Raw genomic sequence first — 18,579 nt, forward strand, 5'->3', positions numbered from 1 at the left:
CGAGCGCGCCAACCAGGGGGACAGTGCATCCGACAACATCCCAATGGCGCTGCCGGGCGGCGTGATGAACCAGTACAGACGCAAGGGCCGGTCTGTGATGTGTCGACTCGATGGAGGCGCATTTCTATGCGTGCGGGTCTTCGCTACACGATCTGAATGACCGCGTCGTGCCGCAGCTGGCATGGCGCGTTGAACTGTAGATCTAGTTGATTGGTCAGTACGAACCCGCCGATGGTGTGTGCGGCTGTGAACGGATCGGTGCCTTGTGCGACGGTATTTACGTCTTGGGCGAACACGAACAAGTACCACGTGCCCGGAGCGTCGGCGGTGCCATTCTGATCGTGCATTGACTTCCGCTTGAACTGATAGCCGCCGGTGTACCACCCGTCATTCGGGTCCTTGTCGAGCGTTCGGCCATCGTCAATCAGCGTAAAGCGGTGCGCATCGCCATGCGTGTTGACCAGCACCGCGCTGACGTACAAATTGATGCCGCGGAAGACAGTACTGTCAGGCTTCTGGAAGCGTGCGCGCACGACCAGCGCCCCCCTGATTCGATCGTGCACAACCGGAGCTTCAACCTCGTAGCCGTCGAGCCAATGAATGTTCTGGCGATGATCGGAAGCACCGAACGTATACGTCCCGCCGTCCGTCGTGCGCACGTACTCCCATTTGCCTTCAATTGGGAAGTTGCGTCCCAGGCTCGGCGGAGCGATGTAGTCGACTTTGAGGCGAACGCGCTCGCTCAGGGTCACCTCGCCAAGCTTCGGCGGCGTCGCGTCCTGGCCCCGGTAGTGAAGGTCTGGCCCATCGGATGCGATGGCCGCGGCGGCGACGATGCCGACGGCGGCATACAGCCCTCGTTCAATCCAGTCATCAGTGTCGGTTGCCGATGTGGAGATATCCGTGCAACACGCGACTGACGGATCGGTCTCCTCGAACGTGCCACTGACCGAGACAAATCCACCATCCAGCTCGCCGTCGCTAAAGTAGTCCCAAAGAAGAGCGCCCGCGAGGAGCAGGGCAGCAAGAATTGCCAGCGCGATCTTGCACCACGGATCTTCGTAGGGGAATGGTCCACGTGTGCCTTCGTAGGGTGGGTTCGGAATCCAGTCGTATGTGACGTCTTTGAGCAAAGCGATGAATGGTCCACGATCTCTCTTGTGGCAACGTTCCCCGTGAGCTCCGACAATGGCACTGTGGATGATGACCTTCATCGTGCCTTGGGGCATCACGACGCTAAAAGTCTTCGTCGGCTTCTGATAGTCAATTCGAGTGATGAAGATCTTCTTTAGGATGCGGCGAAATGTCGCGCCGTCGGCCTCGACGATGAGGCTCACCATAGCCGCTCCAGGTGACGCAGCATGAAAGTCGGCCAGGAACCTGACTGTCGTCGACGCGCCAGCTAGAAGATTGCCAAGACTCACTACATTGGGCGTGTAGGTAATGCCGGGATCGGAGATTCCTTCGACGTAAACGCGTACGTTCGCGAGCAGCGCACCCGACGTGTTGGACAATGAGGCCTCCATGTACTGCGGGCCCATATTCACGACGAAGAACCCGTCCGGGTTCATCAGATTGGTCGGCGGGCAGACCGCGTAGGGTCGAAAGGGAATCGCAGCGGCCACACGAGCCATGATTGGTTCCTCCTCACCTACTTAGTCTTACGTGGCCACTCCGGAACGGCGAGAAAGCCCAACCCGCCGATCGGATTGCCGTTTGAATGCTGCTCGATGAGGAACAGTGCAGCTGTGCCGTCAGCGAACTGCTCGGGCCTACGGATGACAAGCGCAAGCCCTTGGTGCTGCCCAGGCGCGACCAGCACCTTCACCTCGTGCTGCCCAATGTCCTCGGTCTCTTGTCCGCAGCGATAGACCTGAAGGCCGAAATCTTTTACGTCATTCGCTTCCTGCGGAAGCCGGTCGAAGCCAAGCGAACGCTGAAGACCCTTCAAGAGCCCGAGCTCGGCGCGCTTCACACGCACGACGACGTGGTCCGCGCGGAATCGCTTATCGTTCGCGATGACGAAGGGATGGATGATCATCATGCGTGCCGCCCCAGCCCCGACGGAAATGTTGCGTTGCGCCGTGTGACGGTCGGATGCTACATTGAACGGATCGTTCGCCCCTTGGGCCGGCGCGGGATCCGAGGGTGCGAAGGACTGCGCAAGCAGACACTCATGGCCGCTATTGACGAACTGAGGGATCCAAGGCGTCACGCACAGGACGTCTTTACTCTCCGCAGGAGCGAGACTGACGGCGCTGGCTCCGATCAACGTCGCGGTCGTCGGCGTGATCACCGTCGACGGGTCCGCCCAGTAAAAGCGCACAGAGGCGTTCATGACCGGCGTCGTGCCGCGATTGCGAACGCGCGCCCAAACGTACGCCGAAGTGTCGGCGAAAGGCATTCCGGCCGGATCGTTTGGGTCGTCGCTTGGCACTACCCAGATGTTGGGACTCAGGTACCAGGGAATTCCATCATCGATGCACAGTTCAACAGCCATGGACGTATGCTCCATCTCAAAGGTTTACGTAGGGCGCACTGACGCTGTGCATGAGCTTGTCGCCATCTGAAAGTTGCTCACGCCGAGTGCAGTTGACTTCTGCATGGGATCGTCCTCGCACTATTCTTCGCGCTTCGCTTCGCTTCGCTTTGCTCGCGATACTGGCCATCTGCCAGAGACCCAGGCCGAGACCAGGGCAGTATCAACGACTCATAACTGTCGCAACCGTGAACCTCCCGAAGGAATTGGAGAAACGCATCAGGAGTTGTCATGCCGGCGTCCTCTTGTTCCAAGGGCGCACTGAAGATTCGCGCAAGAAAAAAACCTTCAATAACCATTTGCATGACAGCCTTCCGGCGAACGTGGGCTTGATTCTCCCGCGACTCCCCGGAATGTGTGTGCCCCCGCTTTGGCCCGCTCTCCTTCACGATCATCAACGCATCGCTCGCCCGCTGCGACGACGCGGCGCTGAATAAATCACTGCTTCCCTAGAGGGTGTCCCAAGAGGGATTAATCTGCAGCGGCCCTACTGGCCTTAGATAGCCTCGGGTTGCGCTTCCGCTCACTCCGAAAGGAAGTGCGATTCCCGCGCCTGCGGAGAGCGGAACATCCTGCGCACCCACCCGCGGATTCATGGCGCCGAACTCAATCCCTATTCCGCTAAGCTGATTGTCTACAGGTCGCCCTGTCCTGGGATCGAGGGACTGCCCAAATGCGATGCTTCCCTGCACAAGGAAGGCCTCACCCTCGAAGTCAAGCAGAGTTACTGGCCGACGCGTGTAGAACTCGTGCCAACCTGCACCACGGCCCTCTGATCCGGAGCCAGATGGTACGTTTGGCAGAGGCGGCGCAGCCAATCCCGAGCCACCTCCGACATACGCGTAGCGCACCCAATATCCCGTGTCGTCGCGAAAAACAAGCTCGACTGCATCCCCCATCAACACTTCACCGGCGCCGACGATTCCACCCACCCATTTGACCCAAAAGTGCTGCCGTTGTTGCACCGCCCGCTGCACGGCCGCCGGAACTCGACCCACCACCGTCGTTTCATCAAGGCGGATGGGACCCATGCCGCTAACAACAAGTTCAACCGCTCGCGCGCCCGGACTGTCGTCCGTTGGACCGCCACTTGCCCAGGCCTCGCCGACATCCGCTTGCCCGGCGTCACGAGGACGTCGAACCTGCGACGGGCTGATGTGACACTCACGCACGAGGAAATCGCGAACGCTATCTTCACGACGCCTCGCTAGAGCCCGATTGGAAGCTTCGCTTCCCAGATGACTCGTCAAGCCTCTAATCCAGAAATGCAATCGCTGTCGAGTGAACCGCCGCAACCATGCTTGATGCTCCGGCCTCAGATCCTCACTTCCCGTGACGAAACCGATCAACATGGCCGATCGGTCGTCTTGTGGATGCAGCGGATGTCGTGTGACGGTCGCAGAACTGGCTTGTCCCGCCGCCTGATCAGAGACCAGAAGGCTCTCGTCAATCCACTGGCCTGTACCGATGCGAGCCCAGCCTTCGCGGCGTTCAAATACCTCGACAACATCGCCATTGCCGCGAGTACCGACTACTGCACGACCGGGCGATGGTCCACCTCGAACATTGGCCCTTTGGCCTCTGGTTCTAACGCGCCATGTCATGCTGCGATCCTACGAACGAGGTCAGGGCCGGACCGAGCCGGCTCAAGTTCGAGTTGACGATGTTCATGATCCCTCTCCCAAACAATCAGCTGATTTGACAATGGGTTGCCCAATGGGTTGCGCAAGCTCTGGTTGACCGTGACACCAGCCACGCCATTCGACGGCTTGAGGCGTGATCGGCCGATATTGCGCGCGGGCAAGCTGCATGAAGACATGCGGTCGGCAGCATAGCCAGAATTGGGCGTCGGAGTGCTGGTCGGACGCATACCTTGTCCTCCTCGTATATGGCTGTGCGAGGCACGGCCTTCGAAATCAGTCTAGCCGCCGCCTCATGCGCTGGCCGTGAACACAACGTGGAGAATTCGTGGATTTTGGAGCATCATCGGCGCGAGAACGATCGACTACGGGAGATGGCAATGTCCTTGGACGAGCACCTGCACTTTTCTCCTTTCCGTCTCGACCTTGCCAACGAGCGCCTCTGGCGCGGCGCGCATCCTGTGTCGCTTCGGCCAAAGGCCTACGCCCTACTGCGCTACCTGGCCGAGAACCCTAACCGGCTCATCCCGCAGGCAGAGGTGGTCGACGCGCTGTGGCACCACCGCTATCTAAGCGACAGCCTATTGCGGGGCTACGTGCGCGAGCTGCGTTGCGCATTGGGAGACGACGCCAAGGCGCCACGCTTCATCGAGACGGTCAGCGCACGCGGCTATCGATTCTTGGCCGCCGTCAATCGCGCCTCGCCGGTCGTCGCCGGTGACGATGTCGAGCCTTTGCGGGAATCCGACCGGCCGGCGATTGCAGTGCTGGCATTCAGCGATCCACAACACGATCCCGATGGAGAGTTGCTGGCGCGCGGCGTCGCCGAGGACTTGATCGCCGAGCTGGCGCGCAATGTCGACTTGCGGGTCGTCTCACAGTATTCGAGCTTCGCTTTCGCCAGCACCGGCGCCTCGCTTGAAGAGACGGGAAAGCGATTGGGTTGCCGTTACCTTGTCGACGGCACCGTGCGCCGCGAGGGCGAAACCTTGCGCATCGGCATCTCGTTGATCGATAGCCACGATGGACGGATCGTCTGGTCTTCGCAGCACACCACTGACAACGCGAACGTACTGAGAACGCGTGACGAACTCGTTTGCCGTATCGCCGGGACAGTGCTCTCAAGGGTACGACACACCGAATACCGTCGGGTACTGACGCGGCCGCCCATGACGCTCGATGTCTACGACCTGACGCTGCGGGCTATGTCACTTAGGCTTCAATTCCGTGCTGAAGCAACGCGCCAGGCAAGGGCTCTGCTCGGGCGTGCGCTTGCGATCGATGAACGCTACGCACCAGCATGGCTTGCCATTGGATGGATCAACGCCATGGACGCCGAGTTTCGGATCACCGGCGAATGGGACCGCAGTCGCGCGCCTACATTCCTGGCACAAGTGAAGCGCGCGATCGCGATCGACCCGGAAGTGCCTGCCGCATACTTGGCACTTTGCCAGACGCACTTCACGGCCGGCAACTTCGCCGAAGCGCTTGCGGCAGCACAGCGCGGCACCACATTGGGGCCGAGCGATGCCGCCTGCTGGTGCCATCTATCAATGTCGCAGCTCTCGATGGGTCAGATCGAGGCGGCGCTACGCAGCAGTGAGAGGGCGCTGGCCTTGACACCACTGCCACCTGCCTGGATGTTGCTGGCCCACGCCGGAGCCTTGTGGGCCAACCGGAGCCTCGAAGCGGCGGTGCAAGCGGCCGACGAGTGTGTGACGAAGGCTCCGTCCCTGCTGTCCGGCCGAGTGTTCCGAATATGCGGGCTGGTCGAGTTGGGACGCATCGACGAAGCTCGTCGAGAGGCGGAGACGCTCATGGCCGTGCTTCCGAAATTGACGACAGATTCGTTCCAGCGTGGGTTCGCAGATTCTGCCAAGACTTTGAGGGAGCGTAGTCTCGCAGCCGCACTGGCAACAGCCATTCCGATGCCGCCGCCGGCTGCACTGCCGTTTTCGCAGCTCGCTGCGTGCGCAGGCATCGGCCTTCGATCCGCTGTCGAGCGCGACACGCGTTTCGGCACTGTTGTAGGTCTTGACGAATCGGCCATCAGCGGCACCTACGTCTGGAAGGGCGTGCCATTCGCCAAGCCTCCCACCGGTGCATTGCGATGGAGGGCGCCGGTGGACCCCGATGTGTGGGCGATGCCACGGGCGACTCAGCAGTTCGGCAACGCCTGCGTTCAGTCTGGCCGCATCTATGGTCACGGTCCCGGTGCAAACAACCGTCACGACGCAACCATCTGCACGACGCTGAACCAAACGGTCGGCAGCGAGGACTGCCTTTACCTAAATATCTGGCGACCATCGACTGACGAGGCTAACCTGCCCGTCATTGTCTATCTTCACGGCGGAAGCAACGTTTCGGGCTACACGGCAGACCCGATCTACGACGGAGCTGCGCTCGCGAGGACGGCGAATGCCGTCGTGGTGACGGTGGCCTTCCGTCTCGGCGTCCTTGGCTTCCTCCACCTATCGCAACTGAAGGCGGGCGTCAATTCGAACGAAGGCTCCGGCAACTTCGCGCTGCTAGACTGCATGAAGGCGCTACTATTCGTAAACCGCGAGATCGCGACATTCGGCGGGGCCCCCGACAATGTGACGCTCATGGGCAATTCAGCCGGCGCCATCAACGTGTATGCGCTGCTGACGTCACCGCTAATGGTCCATGCGAACCCCAAGTTGTTCCATCGCGCGGTACCGCTCAGCGGCGGTCTATCTCTCGCGACCAATTTGCCGTCTGGCATGATTCCAACGCTCTATCCAGCATCGACGGCGCTCGCTCAAGCCAATGCGCTGCTGTACAGCCTGTTGATTGCCGATGGGCTGGCCACTGATACGGCATCGGCACAGGCGTATGCTGAGAAGCAGTCCGATTCACATGTCGCACGGTACATGCGTTCAAAGAGTGCCGACGCGCTGCTTGGAGTGGTGCTTACGAAACTGGCCCCACTTGGGCTCTCCGGCTCGGGCCCGATTCCCGAAGGCACTGTGCTGCCCCTCGACCCAATCGCCGCAATCAACGCGGGCAACTACGTGAAGGTGCCCATACTGGCGGGGAACACACGAGACGAAGCCAAGCTCTTCCCGACGTTCCTCGCACTGTCGCCTGCGCTGGGAGGCCTGAGCGGTCGCCTCGTCAGCGACGCGACGCTGTTTTCCACGCAGTTCAATTACGACCCTGAAGCAGCGCCGACCGTGACAATCGATCAGTGGATACCTGCGGAGTATCTACCCGTGACCAAACCAGGAACCGGCTTCAATGCGAAGACGGATCTGCTGAACCAGCTCTCTTTCATCGCAAGCCGCGACAACATCCTGGATGCGCTCGAGGCGCAACAACGGGATGTATGGCACTACCAGTTCAACTGGGACGAGGAGCCGGCGCCGTGGGACGACATCTACGGTGCCGCCCATGAGTTCGACCTGCCATTCGTCTTCGGCAACTTCGGCCCGTCGATCATCTCGAACGTCATGGTCACCGCAGCCAATCAGCCGGGGCGCCTGGGCCTTTCGGACGCGATGATGAAAAGCCTGGGGGCATTCGCGAAGAACGGCGACCCAAATTGCACAGTGCTGGGCGTGACGTGGCCCGAGTGGCCGGGTACGCTGATCTTCGATGCGACCAAGACCGAGCAGGTCATTTCGGCCGGGGCTTTACGACCCGACAGGTAATGCGCAAAGCTGCAGCGCCGCCCAGATGCGCCGCCTCTACGACCAGCAGCACGACACCCGGATCGACCCCCCGGTCGCTTAGAGGAAGGCCGCTGATGTAGTCATGGGCGTCTCCGCGTGTGACTTGGGGCAATACCAAGCTAGCTCCCGTGTACGCCGTGGGAATGGCGCAGGCAATGCACGCCTGAGTGCCATCATTTCGCTCCCATCTTGTTATGAGAGCGTGCCGCCAACCGATTGACTTCTGAAGTCGCGCGTTCGACTTCGGCGAAGCTCGTCTCCACTTGCTGCAGGCGGCGATTGAACAGATCAGCATGGGGTTCTTCGTCGAACACCACTTGACCGTCCTTCACGCGAAGCTGATGCCGCCGCGCCTCCACGAAGTCGAGAACCTCCTGTACGGCGCGGATGTTGGATCGCTGCGCCGCGTCGAGACGATCCATCACCAGCTGCACGTCTGCCCGTCCATCCGCCATCCCGCGCAAGGCCTCCTGCATTTCCTTGGGCCCAAGGCTCGATGCCGTGAGGTGCCGCTCCAGATCGGCGAAAGACTTCCGCAATGTTGCCCGCCGCACGTCGAGAATATCGGACATCCGCTTCAGCTTGGCGCGCGTCGAGTTCACCGCATCCGTGCTCGAAAGCCCCTCGGCACTCAATCCGTGCGAGAGATTCAGCGCATGAAGGCCCCTGTCAAGTTCTTCAATACGCTCGTTACGGGCTCGCACAATCGCCTCCATCCCCGTCCATGCTTCCTTCGACCATCCGGTCGCGACCGATGCGGGGAAGAGCAGTCCCGATACGAAGACGCTGACTCCCAGCAGCAGCCATGCCCAGGACTTCAGCGCGGGTGGGCACCGGCGAACGACCAACCACCATAAGATTCCAAAGAGGCCAAGCATCCCGAACATCCTGCCTATCCATCGGCCCAGCGTGTACGGCGACAACGAGCCGGCCATGAATGCGAACACCGGCACCGCTGCCCCGATGCCGAACAGCAGATATGCGGCGACCCTCACTAGGTCGACGCGGCGCGGAGGTGAAGCGGCGCCCGGCATATCCGATGGAGCATCTCCGTACGGCGGCGCCGGCAGTGACGTGAAGGTTTTTTGCGGAACGCTTGGCATGTTGTCCTCCAGACCTGAAACTGCGGAAGTGCAACCAGGGGGCTACGATCCTTCGGGCTCCGACCTTGGCATGCATCCATGGTCAAAACGACCCAACGCTGATTTTTTCAAAAGCCATGTTCGCAAATGGCAGCATTGGTTAGCTCGTGAGGAGCGGCCGTCCCCGAGGCCCGTAGAAGAAAGCGAATCTGACACTCCTGCGCAGGTAAATGTGTCACTGCGCCTCTTCGGGACTGCCCTACCGGCCGCAATGCCGCATCCAGCCTCGCACGGCGCGGTCCGCGAAGCAAATTTGCCTCACTGGCGTCGGTCGGCATGGCTGCGAAGGAACTGTGTCACCGATATCCCGCAGCCACAGAGCCTCCGATCATCCCCTGCCCTACCCAAGTGCCGCTCGCGTCACAGCGATGCGTCGCCTGGGCGTCAGGGGCACGCATGGCAGCGCAGAGGCCCTGTGCCCATAGTGCCCTCTGCAGTGCCGGCAGCGAAACGGCGCGTCCAGAAGTTCCGCGTCAAGCCAGTAGTCCAACGCTCTCCCGCAATGAAGGCAGGCCACAAGCAGCGGCCTCTGATGAATCGGGCATCGCGCGCCCCGCTGTCCGCAGCGAGTTCAGCGGCGCCAACGGTGCGAACCGCAATATCGTCGAGCTGCGAAGGGGGCCACGCTCGTCGATGTCGTCACCGACGGAGCGCAAGCGCCTGAGTATCTCAAGTCGGCGGGTTGACGCGCTTCCCAAATTGAGACTTGCCATCGGCCGGTGCATCGCTGCTCATTAAAGGAGGCTCCATTATCGCGACCCTTGCCAACCATCCCTATTGTGAGTTTGAGCGCGCTGGCTGGGCACGTGCGGCAGGTGCCTATGCGGCGTCATTTGAAAAGGCGACAGCACTGTTCGCGCCGCCGCTGTGACCTGCTCGATGTGGCGTGCGGCACAGGCCTTGTGACCTCGGCGGCCGCGCAGCGCGGCGTCAGGGTCGTGGGCGTCGATTTCTCGCCAAACATGGTCGCCGCAGCAAGCGAGCTTTATCCGACTTTGCAGTTTCGGGAAGCCGACGCTGAAGACCTTCCTTTTGCCGATGGCGCGTTTGACGCGGTCGTCATCAAGTTTGGCGTGCACCATTTCCCATTTCCGGTGCAAGCCTTGCGAGAGGCCCACCGCGTCATTCGCCCAGGCGGGCGATTGGCACTTACCGTCTGGGCCTCACCGCAGGAGTATGCCCTTCAGAAGATCACGCTTGGCGCATTGCGAGATGCCGGCGTCGCCGGTGCTGTGCTTCCGACACCCCCCGGAGGCGCGGTCAACGAAATGAGTACCTGCATCGATCTTCTGCGCGCATCCAGGTTCGCGACGACGGCCTCTCAAACGCAGAAACTCGACGCTGCGCTTTGGCTCGAGTCTGAGCAACATCTCATTGACATGCTCGTCCACGGCACGGTGCGGATGTCTACGGTGATACGGTCTCAGCCACCCGAAATGGTGGACGCGATCGGCGTCGAAATCCGGAAGGCTGCGGCGGCGTATCGCGATGGTGACGGTCTGTGCATCCCGATTACCGCAAGACTCGCGGTCGGAACCAGGACATAGGCGAGCACGCCCACGGCGATAAAGAAGAGGCTGGGCCGCCCAAGCCGCGCCCGCGATCTGGAATGCAGTGCCTTCAATCTGACCGGCGCAACGCACTCGGGGTTTATTCGGCGCACGGAAAATTTGCACCGGAGCCAATCTGCGCACCTGAATGCGTCATTGCGCCCGCTCAGAGCCATCCATCTTGGTGCGCAAAATTTTCAACGCAAATTTGAGGAGGCAAGGCGTAAAAGCTAGGCGCAGAATCCTTTGTGCGCTTTTCGTCCGGACTCCATCCGCTTTGAATCCGCGCAGGAGAAATCTGCTTTGCCCGACAAGCGCGCGCCCGCTCCCGATTCGAAGGAACACGCTGCAAGCGACCCTTCGTTTTCCGTCTCTGCCCCGCAGCTGTCGTTGCCAAAGGGTGGCGGTGCCATCCGCGGGCTCGGCGAGAAGTTTGGCGCGAATCCTGTGACCGGCACTGGCACGATGAGTGTGCCGATCTTCGCAAGCCCCGGCCGCTCCGGCTTCGGGCCGCAGATCTCGCTCTCCTATGACTCCGGCGCCGGCAACGGACCCTTCGCATTGGGCTGGAACCACTCGGTGTCCAGCGTCTCGCGAAAGACCGACAAGGGCCTGCCCCTGTTTCGCGACGACCATCGCGACACCGTGCGCCCGGACGTGTTCCTGCTCTCCGGCCACGAAGACCTCGTGCCCGCGCTGGTCCAATCCCCCGGCGGCGATTGGAAGCTGGAAGTCATCCCTCCACGCATCGTCGGCGGCGCCACTTATCGCATCGAACGCTTTCGCCCGCGCGTTGAAGGCCTGTTTTCGAGAATCGAGCGATGGACCTGCGAGTCAACATCGGGTGATGTTTTCTGGCGATCGATCACCAAAGACAACATCACCAGCTGGTACGGCAAAACGGTCAACAGCCGCATCGCCGACCCGATGGACGCCACGCGTATCTTTACCTGGCTCATCTGCGAAACCCACGACGACAAGGGCAACGCGATGGCGTACGAATACAAGGAAGAGAACTCCGAAAGCGTTGACCCGCTTCAGGTTCACGAACGCAATCGCACCGCTCAGACCCGAGGCGCCAACCGCTATCTCAAACGCATCCGGTACGGCAATCGCACGCCCTGGTTTCCCGAGCTGACGCCGGCCTCGGCGTGGCCCGCGCTTCCTGCAGCCAATCAATGGCACTTCGAACTTGTGTTCGACTATGGCGAGCACGACATCTCCACAACCACGCCCGAAACCGAGATCCGGAAGTGGCCCGTGCGGGCCGATCCGTTTTCATCGCGTCGATCGCGTTTCGAAGTGCGGACCTATCGCCTGTGTCAACGCGTGCTGATGTTCCATCGGTTTGCGGAACTTGGCAGCACGCCCTGCCTCGTGGCCTCGACCGACTTCACGCACCAAGCGACCCCGCTCGCCAGCTATCTCACATCGGTCGCGCACAGCGCCTATACAAGACTGGCCAACGGAAGCTACTTAAAGAAGTCGACGCCACCGTTGGAGTTCACCTACTCAGAAGCGAAGGTCGATGAGGCGACGCCGGTTCGCACGCTCGATCGCGACAGCGGCATCAACCTGCCGGAAGGGGTTGATGGCGGACGCTACGCCTTCCTCGACCTTGATGGTGAGGGGCTTTCCGGCATCCTCACCCAGCAGGGCGGCGGCTGGCTCTACAAGCGCAACTTGAGTCCTGTCGCCCAAGTGGAGGAAGATGGACACAGCGTGACAGTGGCCCGCTTCGCCCCGGCGCAAGGCGTCGCGACCTTTCCCGCGCTGGCCGTGGCACCGGGCTCAAAGCAGATGTTTCTAGATCTTGCGGGCAACGGCTCGCTGGATGTTGTCAACTTTCACGGGCCGAACCCCGGATTTCACGAGCGCACGGCTGGCAGGAACTGGGACGCCTTCCTCCCCTTTCGTTCCTTGCCCAACGTAGACTGGAACGACCCCCACCTGAGGTTCATCGACCTCACAGGCGACGGCCTCGCGGACCTCGCCATCACCGAAGACGATGCGCTACTGTGGCATCCCTCCCTGGCAGAAGATGGCTTTGGTGCCGCGAACATCGTGAAGCACGCGCTCGACGAAGAAGCCGGACCGCGGTGTGTCTTCGGTGAAGCGGAACAGTCGATATTTCTTGCGGACATGAGCGGCGACGGCCTCGCGGACATCGTGCGCATCAAGTACGGCGAGGTCTGCTACTGGCCGAACCTGGGCTACGGTCGATTCGGCGCCAAGGTCACAATGGATGGGATTTCTCGCTTCGACGAGGAGGACCGCTTCGATGCTGCGCGCATCCGGCTGGCGGACATCGACGGCTCCGGCGTCGCGGACATCATCTATCTGGCGCCGGATGGTCCTCGCCTTTATTTCAACCAGGCGGGAAATGCGTGGTCGGCACCCACCACCTTGCCGCAATGCCCCAGGCTCGACAACAAGTCCACCGTGTTGACCGCCGATCTGCTGGGCAACGGTACGGCTTGCCTGGTCTGGTCATCGCCTCTCGCGCCCTACCTGCTGCGGCCTCTGAAGTACATCGAACTCATGGTGCACAAGCCGCACCTGCTGACGGGTGTCAGGAACAACCTCGGCGCAGAAACGCGTGTGCACTATGCGCCTTCGACCCGCTTCTATCTTGCCGATGAAGAGGCTGGTCGTCCGTGGGTCACGCGCGTTCCGTTTCCCGTGCATGTCGTCGAAAGCGTGGAGGTGTATGACTGGATCAGCCGCAACCGCTTCAAGACCCGCTACGCCTATCACCACGGCTACTTCGACTCCACCGAGCGGGACTTTCACGGCTTCGGCATGGTGGAGCAATTCGACACCGAGGCGTTCGCCACGCTCACGAAAACTGGCGAGTTACCCACCGGCGACAACCTCGAACAGGCTTCGCATGTCCCGCCAGTCTGCACCAAAACCTGGTTCCATACCGGCGCCCTACTCGCAGGCGAAGACATCAGCCGCCACTTCGCGCAGGAGTACTTCGGTGCGCCGTCGCGTGCGGATGCCAACTATGTGGCGAAGTTCGGCGAGTTCCTGAAGACGCTTCTGCCGGACACCGTAGTTCCCACCGGATTGACGCCTGAGGAAGAGAGGGAGGCCTGCCGGGCGATGAAGGGCGCGGTGCTGCGGCAGGAGGTGTATGCGATCGACGGTTCGCTCAAGGAGGGCATGCCCTACAGAGTTTCCGAGAGTGGCCATGCCATTGAGCGCGTGCAGCCCATGGCCTCGAATCGGCACGGCGTCTTCTTTGCACACGCGCGCGAAACCATCAGCTATCACCAGGAGCGCAATCCGACCGATGCGCGCGTCGGACACGAACTGGTGCTGGCAGTCGATGACTTTGGCAACACGATGCGAACAGTGACGATTACCTATCCGCGTCGTAGCCCACCTGCCAGCCTTCCAGAACAAGGTCAAACCCACATGACGCTGCAAGTCAGACGGGTCGTGAATCGCGCGGACGAGGCCGATTGGTACCGCGCCGGCGTGCCGATCGAGGCGCGGACTTTCGAAGTCGTGAAGCCGCCACCGCTGCCGGCAGCAGGCCCCGCGCTTTTCGGCTTCGACGACGTGAAGGCACTGGCCGAATCGCTCTTTGCGTCGACACAGAGTGCGCCATCCAGCAGCCAGATCACGCCCTATGAAAACTGGAACTGGCGCAAGGTGTGGAACCCGGCCTCACAACCGGGCGGCCCCGGCGTCTCGAAGCTGAGGCTCATCGAGCACCTGCGCTCCATCTACCGCAAGGATGATTTGTCGGGGCCACTTGCGCTGGGCCAGGTCGAATCGCGCGCCGTGCCCTTCGAAACCTACAAGGTGGCGATGACACCAAGTCTGCTGGCGCAGGTCTATGGGCCACGCGTGACCATCGGCATGCTTGCCAACGAAGGCCGCTACGTTCACAGCGAAGGAGATGGGGACTGGTGGCTGCCCTCCGGCCGCGCATTCTTCTCGCCCGGCGGCAATGACACGGCGGCGCAGGAATTGGCGCATGCACGTCAGCATTTCTTTACACCCTGTCGCTTTCGCGATCCGTTCCACACGGCCACCGCCAGCACCGAAACCGTGGCGACCCACGACGTGCACGACCTTTTCGTTGTGCAGACGACGGACGCTGCAGGCAACACCGTGGCAGCACAATTCGACTACCGGGTGCTGCAGCCCTCGCTCGTGACGGATGCGAACGGCAACCGCAGTGCGGTCGCCTTCGATACGCTGGGCCTGGTGGCCGGAACGTCCGTCATGGGAAAGCCGGCGGAAAGCTTGGGCGACGCGTTCACCGCTTTCGATGCGGACCTGACAGAGGCGCAACTTCAGGCGTTCTTCAATGCGCCGGATCCGAGGTCCCTTGCTGCAGGCCTGCTAAAGGCGGCGTCCACGCGCATCGTCTATGACGTGGACCGATTCAGGCGCACGCAGCTATTGAATCCCCTGGATCCAACGAAATGGGAACCCAATGTGGCCGCCACCCTGGCAAGGGAAACGCACAACAGCGAGCCATTGCCGCCACAGGGACTCAAGGTGCAGGTGAGCCTGTCGCACTCTGATGGCTTCGGACGGGAAATCCAGAAGAAGATCCAGGCGGAGCCCGGCCCTGTCATCGACGGCGGGCCCAAGGTCAACCCGCGATGGGTCGGCAACGGATGGACTATTTTCAATAACAAGGGCAAAGCGGTGCGGCAGTACGAGCCCTTCTTTAGCGCCACGCATCGATTTGAGTTTGCGCACCTCGTCGGGGTCAGCCCCGTGTTGTTCTACGACCCGGTCGAGCGCGTGGTGGCGACGCTGCATCCCGATCACACCTTCGAGAAAATCATCTTCGACGCGTGGCAGCAGACCACTTGGGACGTGAACGACACGGTCAAGCTCAATCCGAAGACGGACCCCGACGTCAGCAGCCTGTTCACCCGACTGCCTGACGCCGATTATTTGCCGACATGGTTCCAGCGCATGAGCGCGAGCCTGGATAGCGACGAACGGAACGCCGCGCAACGAACGCAGGCGCACGCCGACACGCCGGCCGTCGCGCACTTCGACGCACTGGGCCGGCACTTCCTGACCATTGCGGACAACGGCACGCAAGGTCGATACGAAGCGCGTGTCGAGCAGGACATCGAAGGCAACCAGCGCAGCGTCACCGATGCGCTGGGGCGGATCGTGATGCGCTACGACTACGACATGCTCGGGGGGCGCATCCGTCAGGAAAGCATGGAGGCCGGCGGGCGCTGGATGCTCAGTGACGTCGCGGGCCAGCCCCTTTACGGCTGGGACAGTCGGGATCACCGTTTCCGCTATACCTATGACGTGCTGCATCGCCCGATCGAAGCTTATCTGCTCGAGGGCACTGGCGCGGAGTTGATGACGGGGCGGACGGTCTACGGGGAAAGCCGGCCCAACGCGCAAGCCAACAACTTACGCAGCAAGTTGTTTCGACGCTTTGACCAGGCTGGCGTCGTCACCAACGCCGACTACGACTTCAAAGGCAATCTATTACACAGCCAACGTCAACTCGCCCAAGCGTACAGCACGACGCTTTCGTGGTCGGGCACGGTACCGCTAGAAACACCTGTCTATACCAGTCGTACGCGCTATGACGCGCTCAATCGGCCGATTCAGTCGATCGCACCGCACAGCGACCAGCCCGGCTCCACGGTCAACGTGCAGCAACCGACTTTCAACGAAGCGAACCTGCTCGAGAAAGTCGACGTATGGGTCAACCAGGCCAGCGAACCTGCCGGCATCCTTGCCGCCGCCACTGCGGACCTGCATGCTGTGGAGATCATCGACTATGACGCCAAGGGTCAGCGCACGTTGATCGTCTTCGGGAACGGGGCCCGCACCTCGTACGTTCATGACCCACTTACCCAGCGGCTCAGGAGCCTGTTGACCCGACGTGGCGTCGAGGACCTGCAGGGCCTGCACTACACCTACGACGCTGCCGGCAACATCACCCACATCCGTGACGACGCTCAACAAACCATCTACTTCAAGAACAAGCGCGTCGAGCCATCGGCGGACTACACCTACGACGCAATCTATCGCCTGGTCGAAGCAACGGGGCGCGAACACCTGGGCCAAGCGGGCGGGTCGCCGATCCCCCATTCCTATCGTGATGCGGAGCGAACACGTTTGCTGCATCAGGGCGACGGCGGCGCGATGGGGCGCTATGTGGAGCGCTATGTCTACGACGAAGCGGGCAACTTCAAGTCGATGAAGCATGTCGGTTCCGATCCGTTTAACCCTGGCTGGGAACGTGGTTACGAGTACAGCGAGCCGAGCCAAATTGAGGCCGGGAAAGTCAGCAATCGCTTGACGAAGGCATCGACGGATCCGAGTGCACCGGAGATCTTCAGCGTCATGGGCAACGGCTACGACGCACACGGGAACATGCTGCGCATGCCGCAGCTGCAGGAGATGCGGTGGGACTTTCATGACCAGTTGCGCATGACAACAAGGCAGAAGGTCAACGCCACCGACGCCGATGGCAACCAGCACCAGGGCGAGCGCACCTGGTACGTCTACGACACGACCGGCGAGCGCGTGCGCAAGGTGACCGAACTCGCCAGCGGCGCGATGAAGGATGAGCGCATCTACCTCGGCGGATTCGAGCTCTATCGCAGCGCTGGCACAAATCCGGTCGTGCGTGAAACGCTCCACCTCATGGATAACAAGCAGCGGATTGCGATGGTCGAAACGCGCACGGCAGGAACGGAAGCGGGCGTGCCTGCGCAGCTTGTTCGCTTCCAGTTCGGCAACCACCTTGGATCTGCGAGTCTTGAACTGGACGATCAGGCGCGAATCATTTCGTATGAGGAATACATGCCGTACGGGAGCACGTCGTATCAGGCAGTGCGAAGGCAGACGGAGACGCCGAAGCGATATCGATTTACGGGCAAGGAGAGGGATGAGGAGACGGGTCTGAACTACCACGGCGCGCGGTATTACGCAGCCTGGTTAGGAAGGTGGAATGCCGCGGATCCGATCGGGATTGAAGGCGGAGCGAATGTCTACGCGTATGTGAAGAACAACCCGACTGCATCGGTTGACTTGACAGGGACCGAAGACACTTCTCCCACACCCAAAAAAGAGATGGGTGTTCTGGACAAGGTGGGCTTGGGATTGCGCTTTGGTTTTGTCATGACAACGCACCTCACTCCCGAGGAATTCGGCCAAAGAATGGTTGACGAGGCCAAACGCTTGACGGTGGATCCCGTCAGGACGATTTACGGCGAGCACGGGATGGTTGCCAAGGCAGCGCAAAAGGCCGCCGATCGCCTTCAAGGAGTTGAAAAGCCTGATCAGAGTTATGTCACCAAAGAAGAGCATGCAAAGCAATTCGGCGCAATTATCGACATTGCCTCAACACTTTTTCCTGGGATCGGCAGGATCAAGATCGCACTTCCCGGACCGCCGATGGTCACTGCCGAAGCCGGTGCCGTCGTCCATTCGACGGCGGCCGCAGCGGCAGTGACACCGGCGCCGTTTGGCGCCGGGTTTCTGGCAAACGCCGCGGCCCAAGGCGAACCCCAAAAGTCAGCGCCCCCGGTGCCCCCTGATTCACCAGTTCATACAGCGGGTCGCCAACAGGCGAGTGCCACTTACATTCACAACAAATACGGACAGGAAGTGTTGGGCACAACGATGAAGGGTAAGACTTTTCAGGTGGCCGGCTCGAAGCAAAAACTCGGCTCCAGAATCGTTGATCACTTTGACGAGGCCACCCGAACTGCCTACGAGATCAACACAACCCCTTGGAAGACGATGTCGGCTCAAAAGCGGACATTCAAACTCAGCCAGGTTGCCGCAGACCTCGAGTTGATGAACCAGAAGACGCCGCAGCTCAACAAGGTTGTCTGGATCGGAAGCGAACCGCTTCCAGACACAGGTTTCGGTCGACAACTGAAAAAGGCGTTAGATCGCGCAGGCATCGAGTACAGAAACGTTCCGATGTCGGAATCGCTCAAGAAATTGCAGCCCCGTGTGAGATGAGATGGCGCCAGGCAATTCAAAGGG

Annotated in this window: 6 protein-coding genes; 3 read left to right on the plus strand and 3 right to left on the minus strand. The window is 61.0% G+C overall.

What is annotated here, in order from left to right:
• Positions 1-143 precede the first annotated feature (143 nt).
• A complete protein-coding gene (locus QTI66_RS31860) occupies positions 144-1,634 on the minus strand; it encodes a hypothetical protein (RefSeq protein ID WP_286564369.1) in 1,491 nt (496 codons plus the stop codon).
• A 17-nt stretch (positions 1,635-1,651) separates the two neighbouring features.
• Positions 1,652-2,500, minus strand: coding sequence for a hypothetical protein (locus QTI66_RS31865; protein WP_286564370.1), 849 nt, complete (start codon positions 2,498-2,500; stop codon positions 1,652-1,654).
• Between the two features lie 2,059 nt (positions 2,501-4,559).
• Between QTI66_RS31865 and QTI66_RS31870 the strand changes: the two genes are divergently transcribed.
• On the plus strand, positions 4,560-7,853 hold the full coding sequence (locus tag QTI66_RS31870) for a carboxylesterase family protein (protein ID WP_286564371.1): 3,294 nt from the start codon (positions 4,560-4,562) through the stop codon (positions 7,851-7,853).
• 194 nt (positions 7,854-8,047) lie between these two features.
• On the opposite strand, the gene QTI66_RS31875 is transcribed toward QTI66_RS31870, so the two are convergent.
• Positions 8,048-8,977, minus strand: coding sequence for a hypothetical protein (locus QTI66_RS31875; protein WP_286564372.1), 930 nt, complete (start codon positions 8,975-8,977; stop codon positions 8,048-8,050).
• Between the two features lie 860 nt (positions 8,978-9,837).
• On the opposite strand from QTI66_RS31875, the gene QTI66_RS31880 reads away from it, so the two are divergent.
• Together QTI66_RS31880 and QTI66_RS31885 are read left to right on the plus strand one after the other, a co-directional pair.
• Positions 9,838-10,563, plus strand: coding sequence for a class I SAM-dependent methyltransferase (locus QTI66_RS31880; RefSeq protein ID WP_286564392.1), 726 nt, complete (start codon positions 9,838-9,840; stop codon positions 10,561-10,563).
• Between the two features lie 306 nt (positions 10,564-10,869).
• Entirely contained in the window at positions 10,870-18,555 is a 7,686-nt protein-coding gene (locus tag QTI66_RS31885) for a SpvB/TcaC N-terminal domain-containing protein (RefSeq protein WP_286564373.1), read from the plus strand.
• Positions 18,556-18,579: the final 24 nt, after the last annotated feature.

It is taken from the genome of Variovorax brevis (assembly GCF_030317105.1).
Classification (GTDB): domain Bacteria; phylum Pseudomonadota; class Gammaproteobacteria; order Burkholderiales; family Burkholderiaceae_C; genus Variovorax; species Variovorax brevis.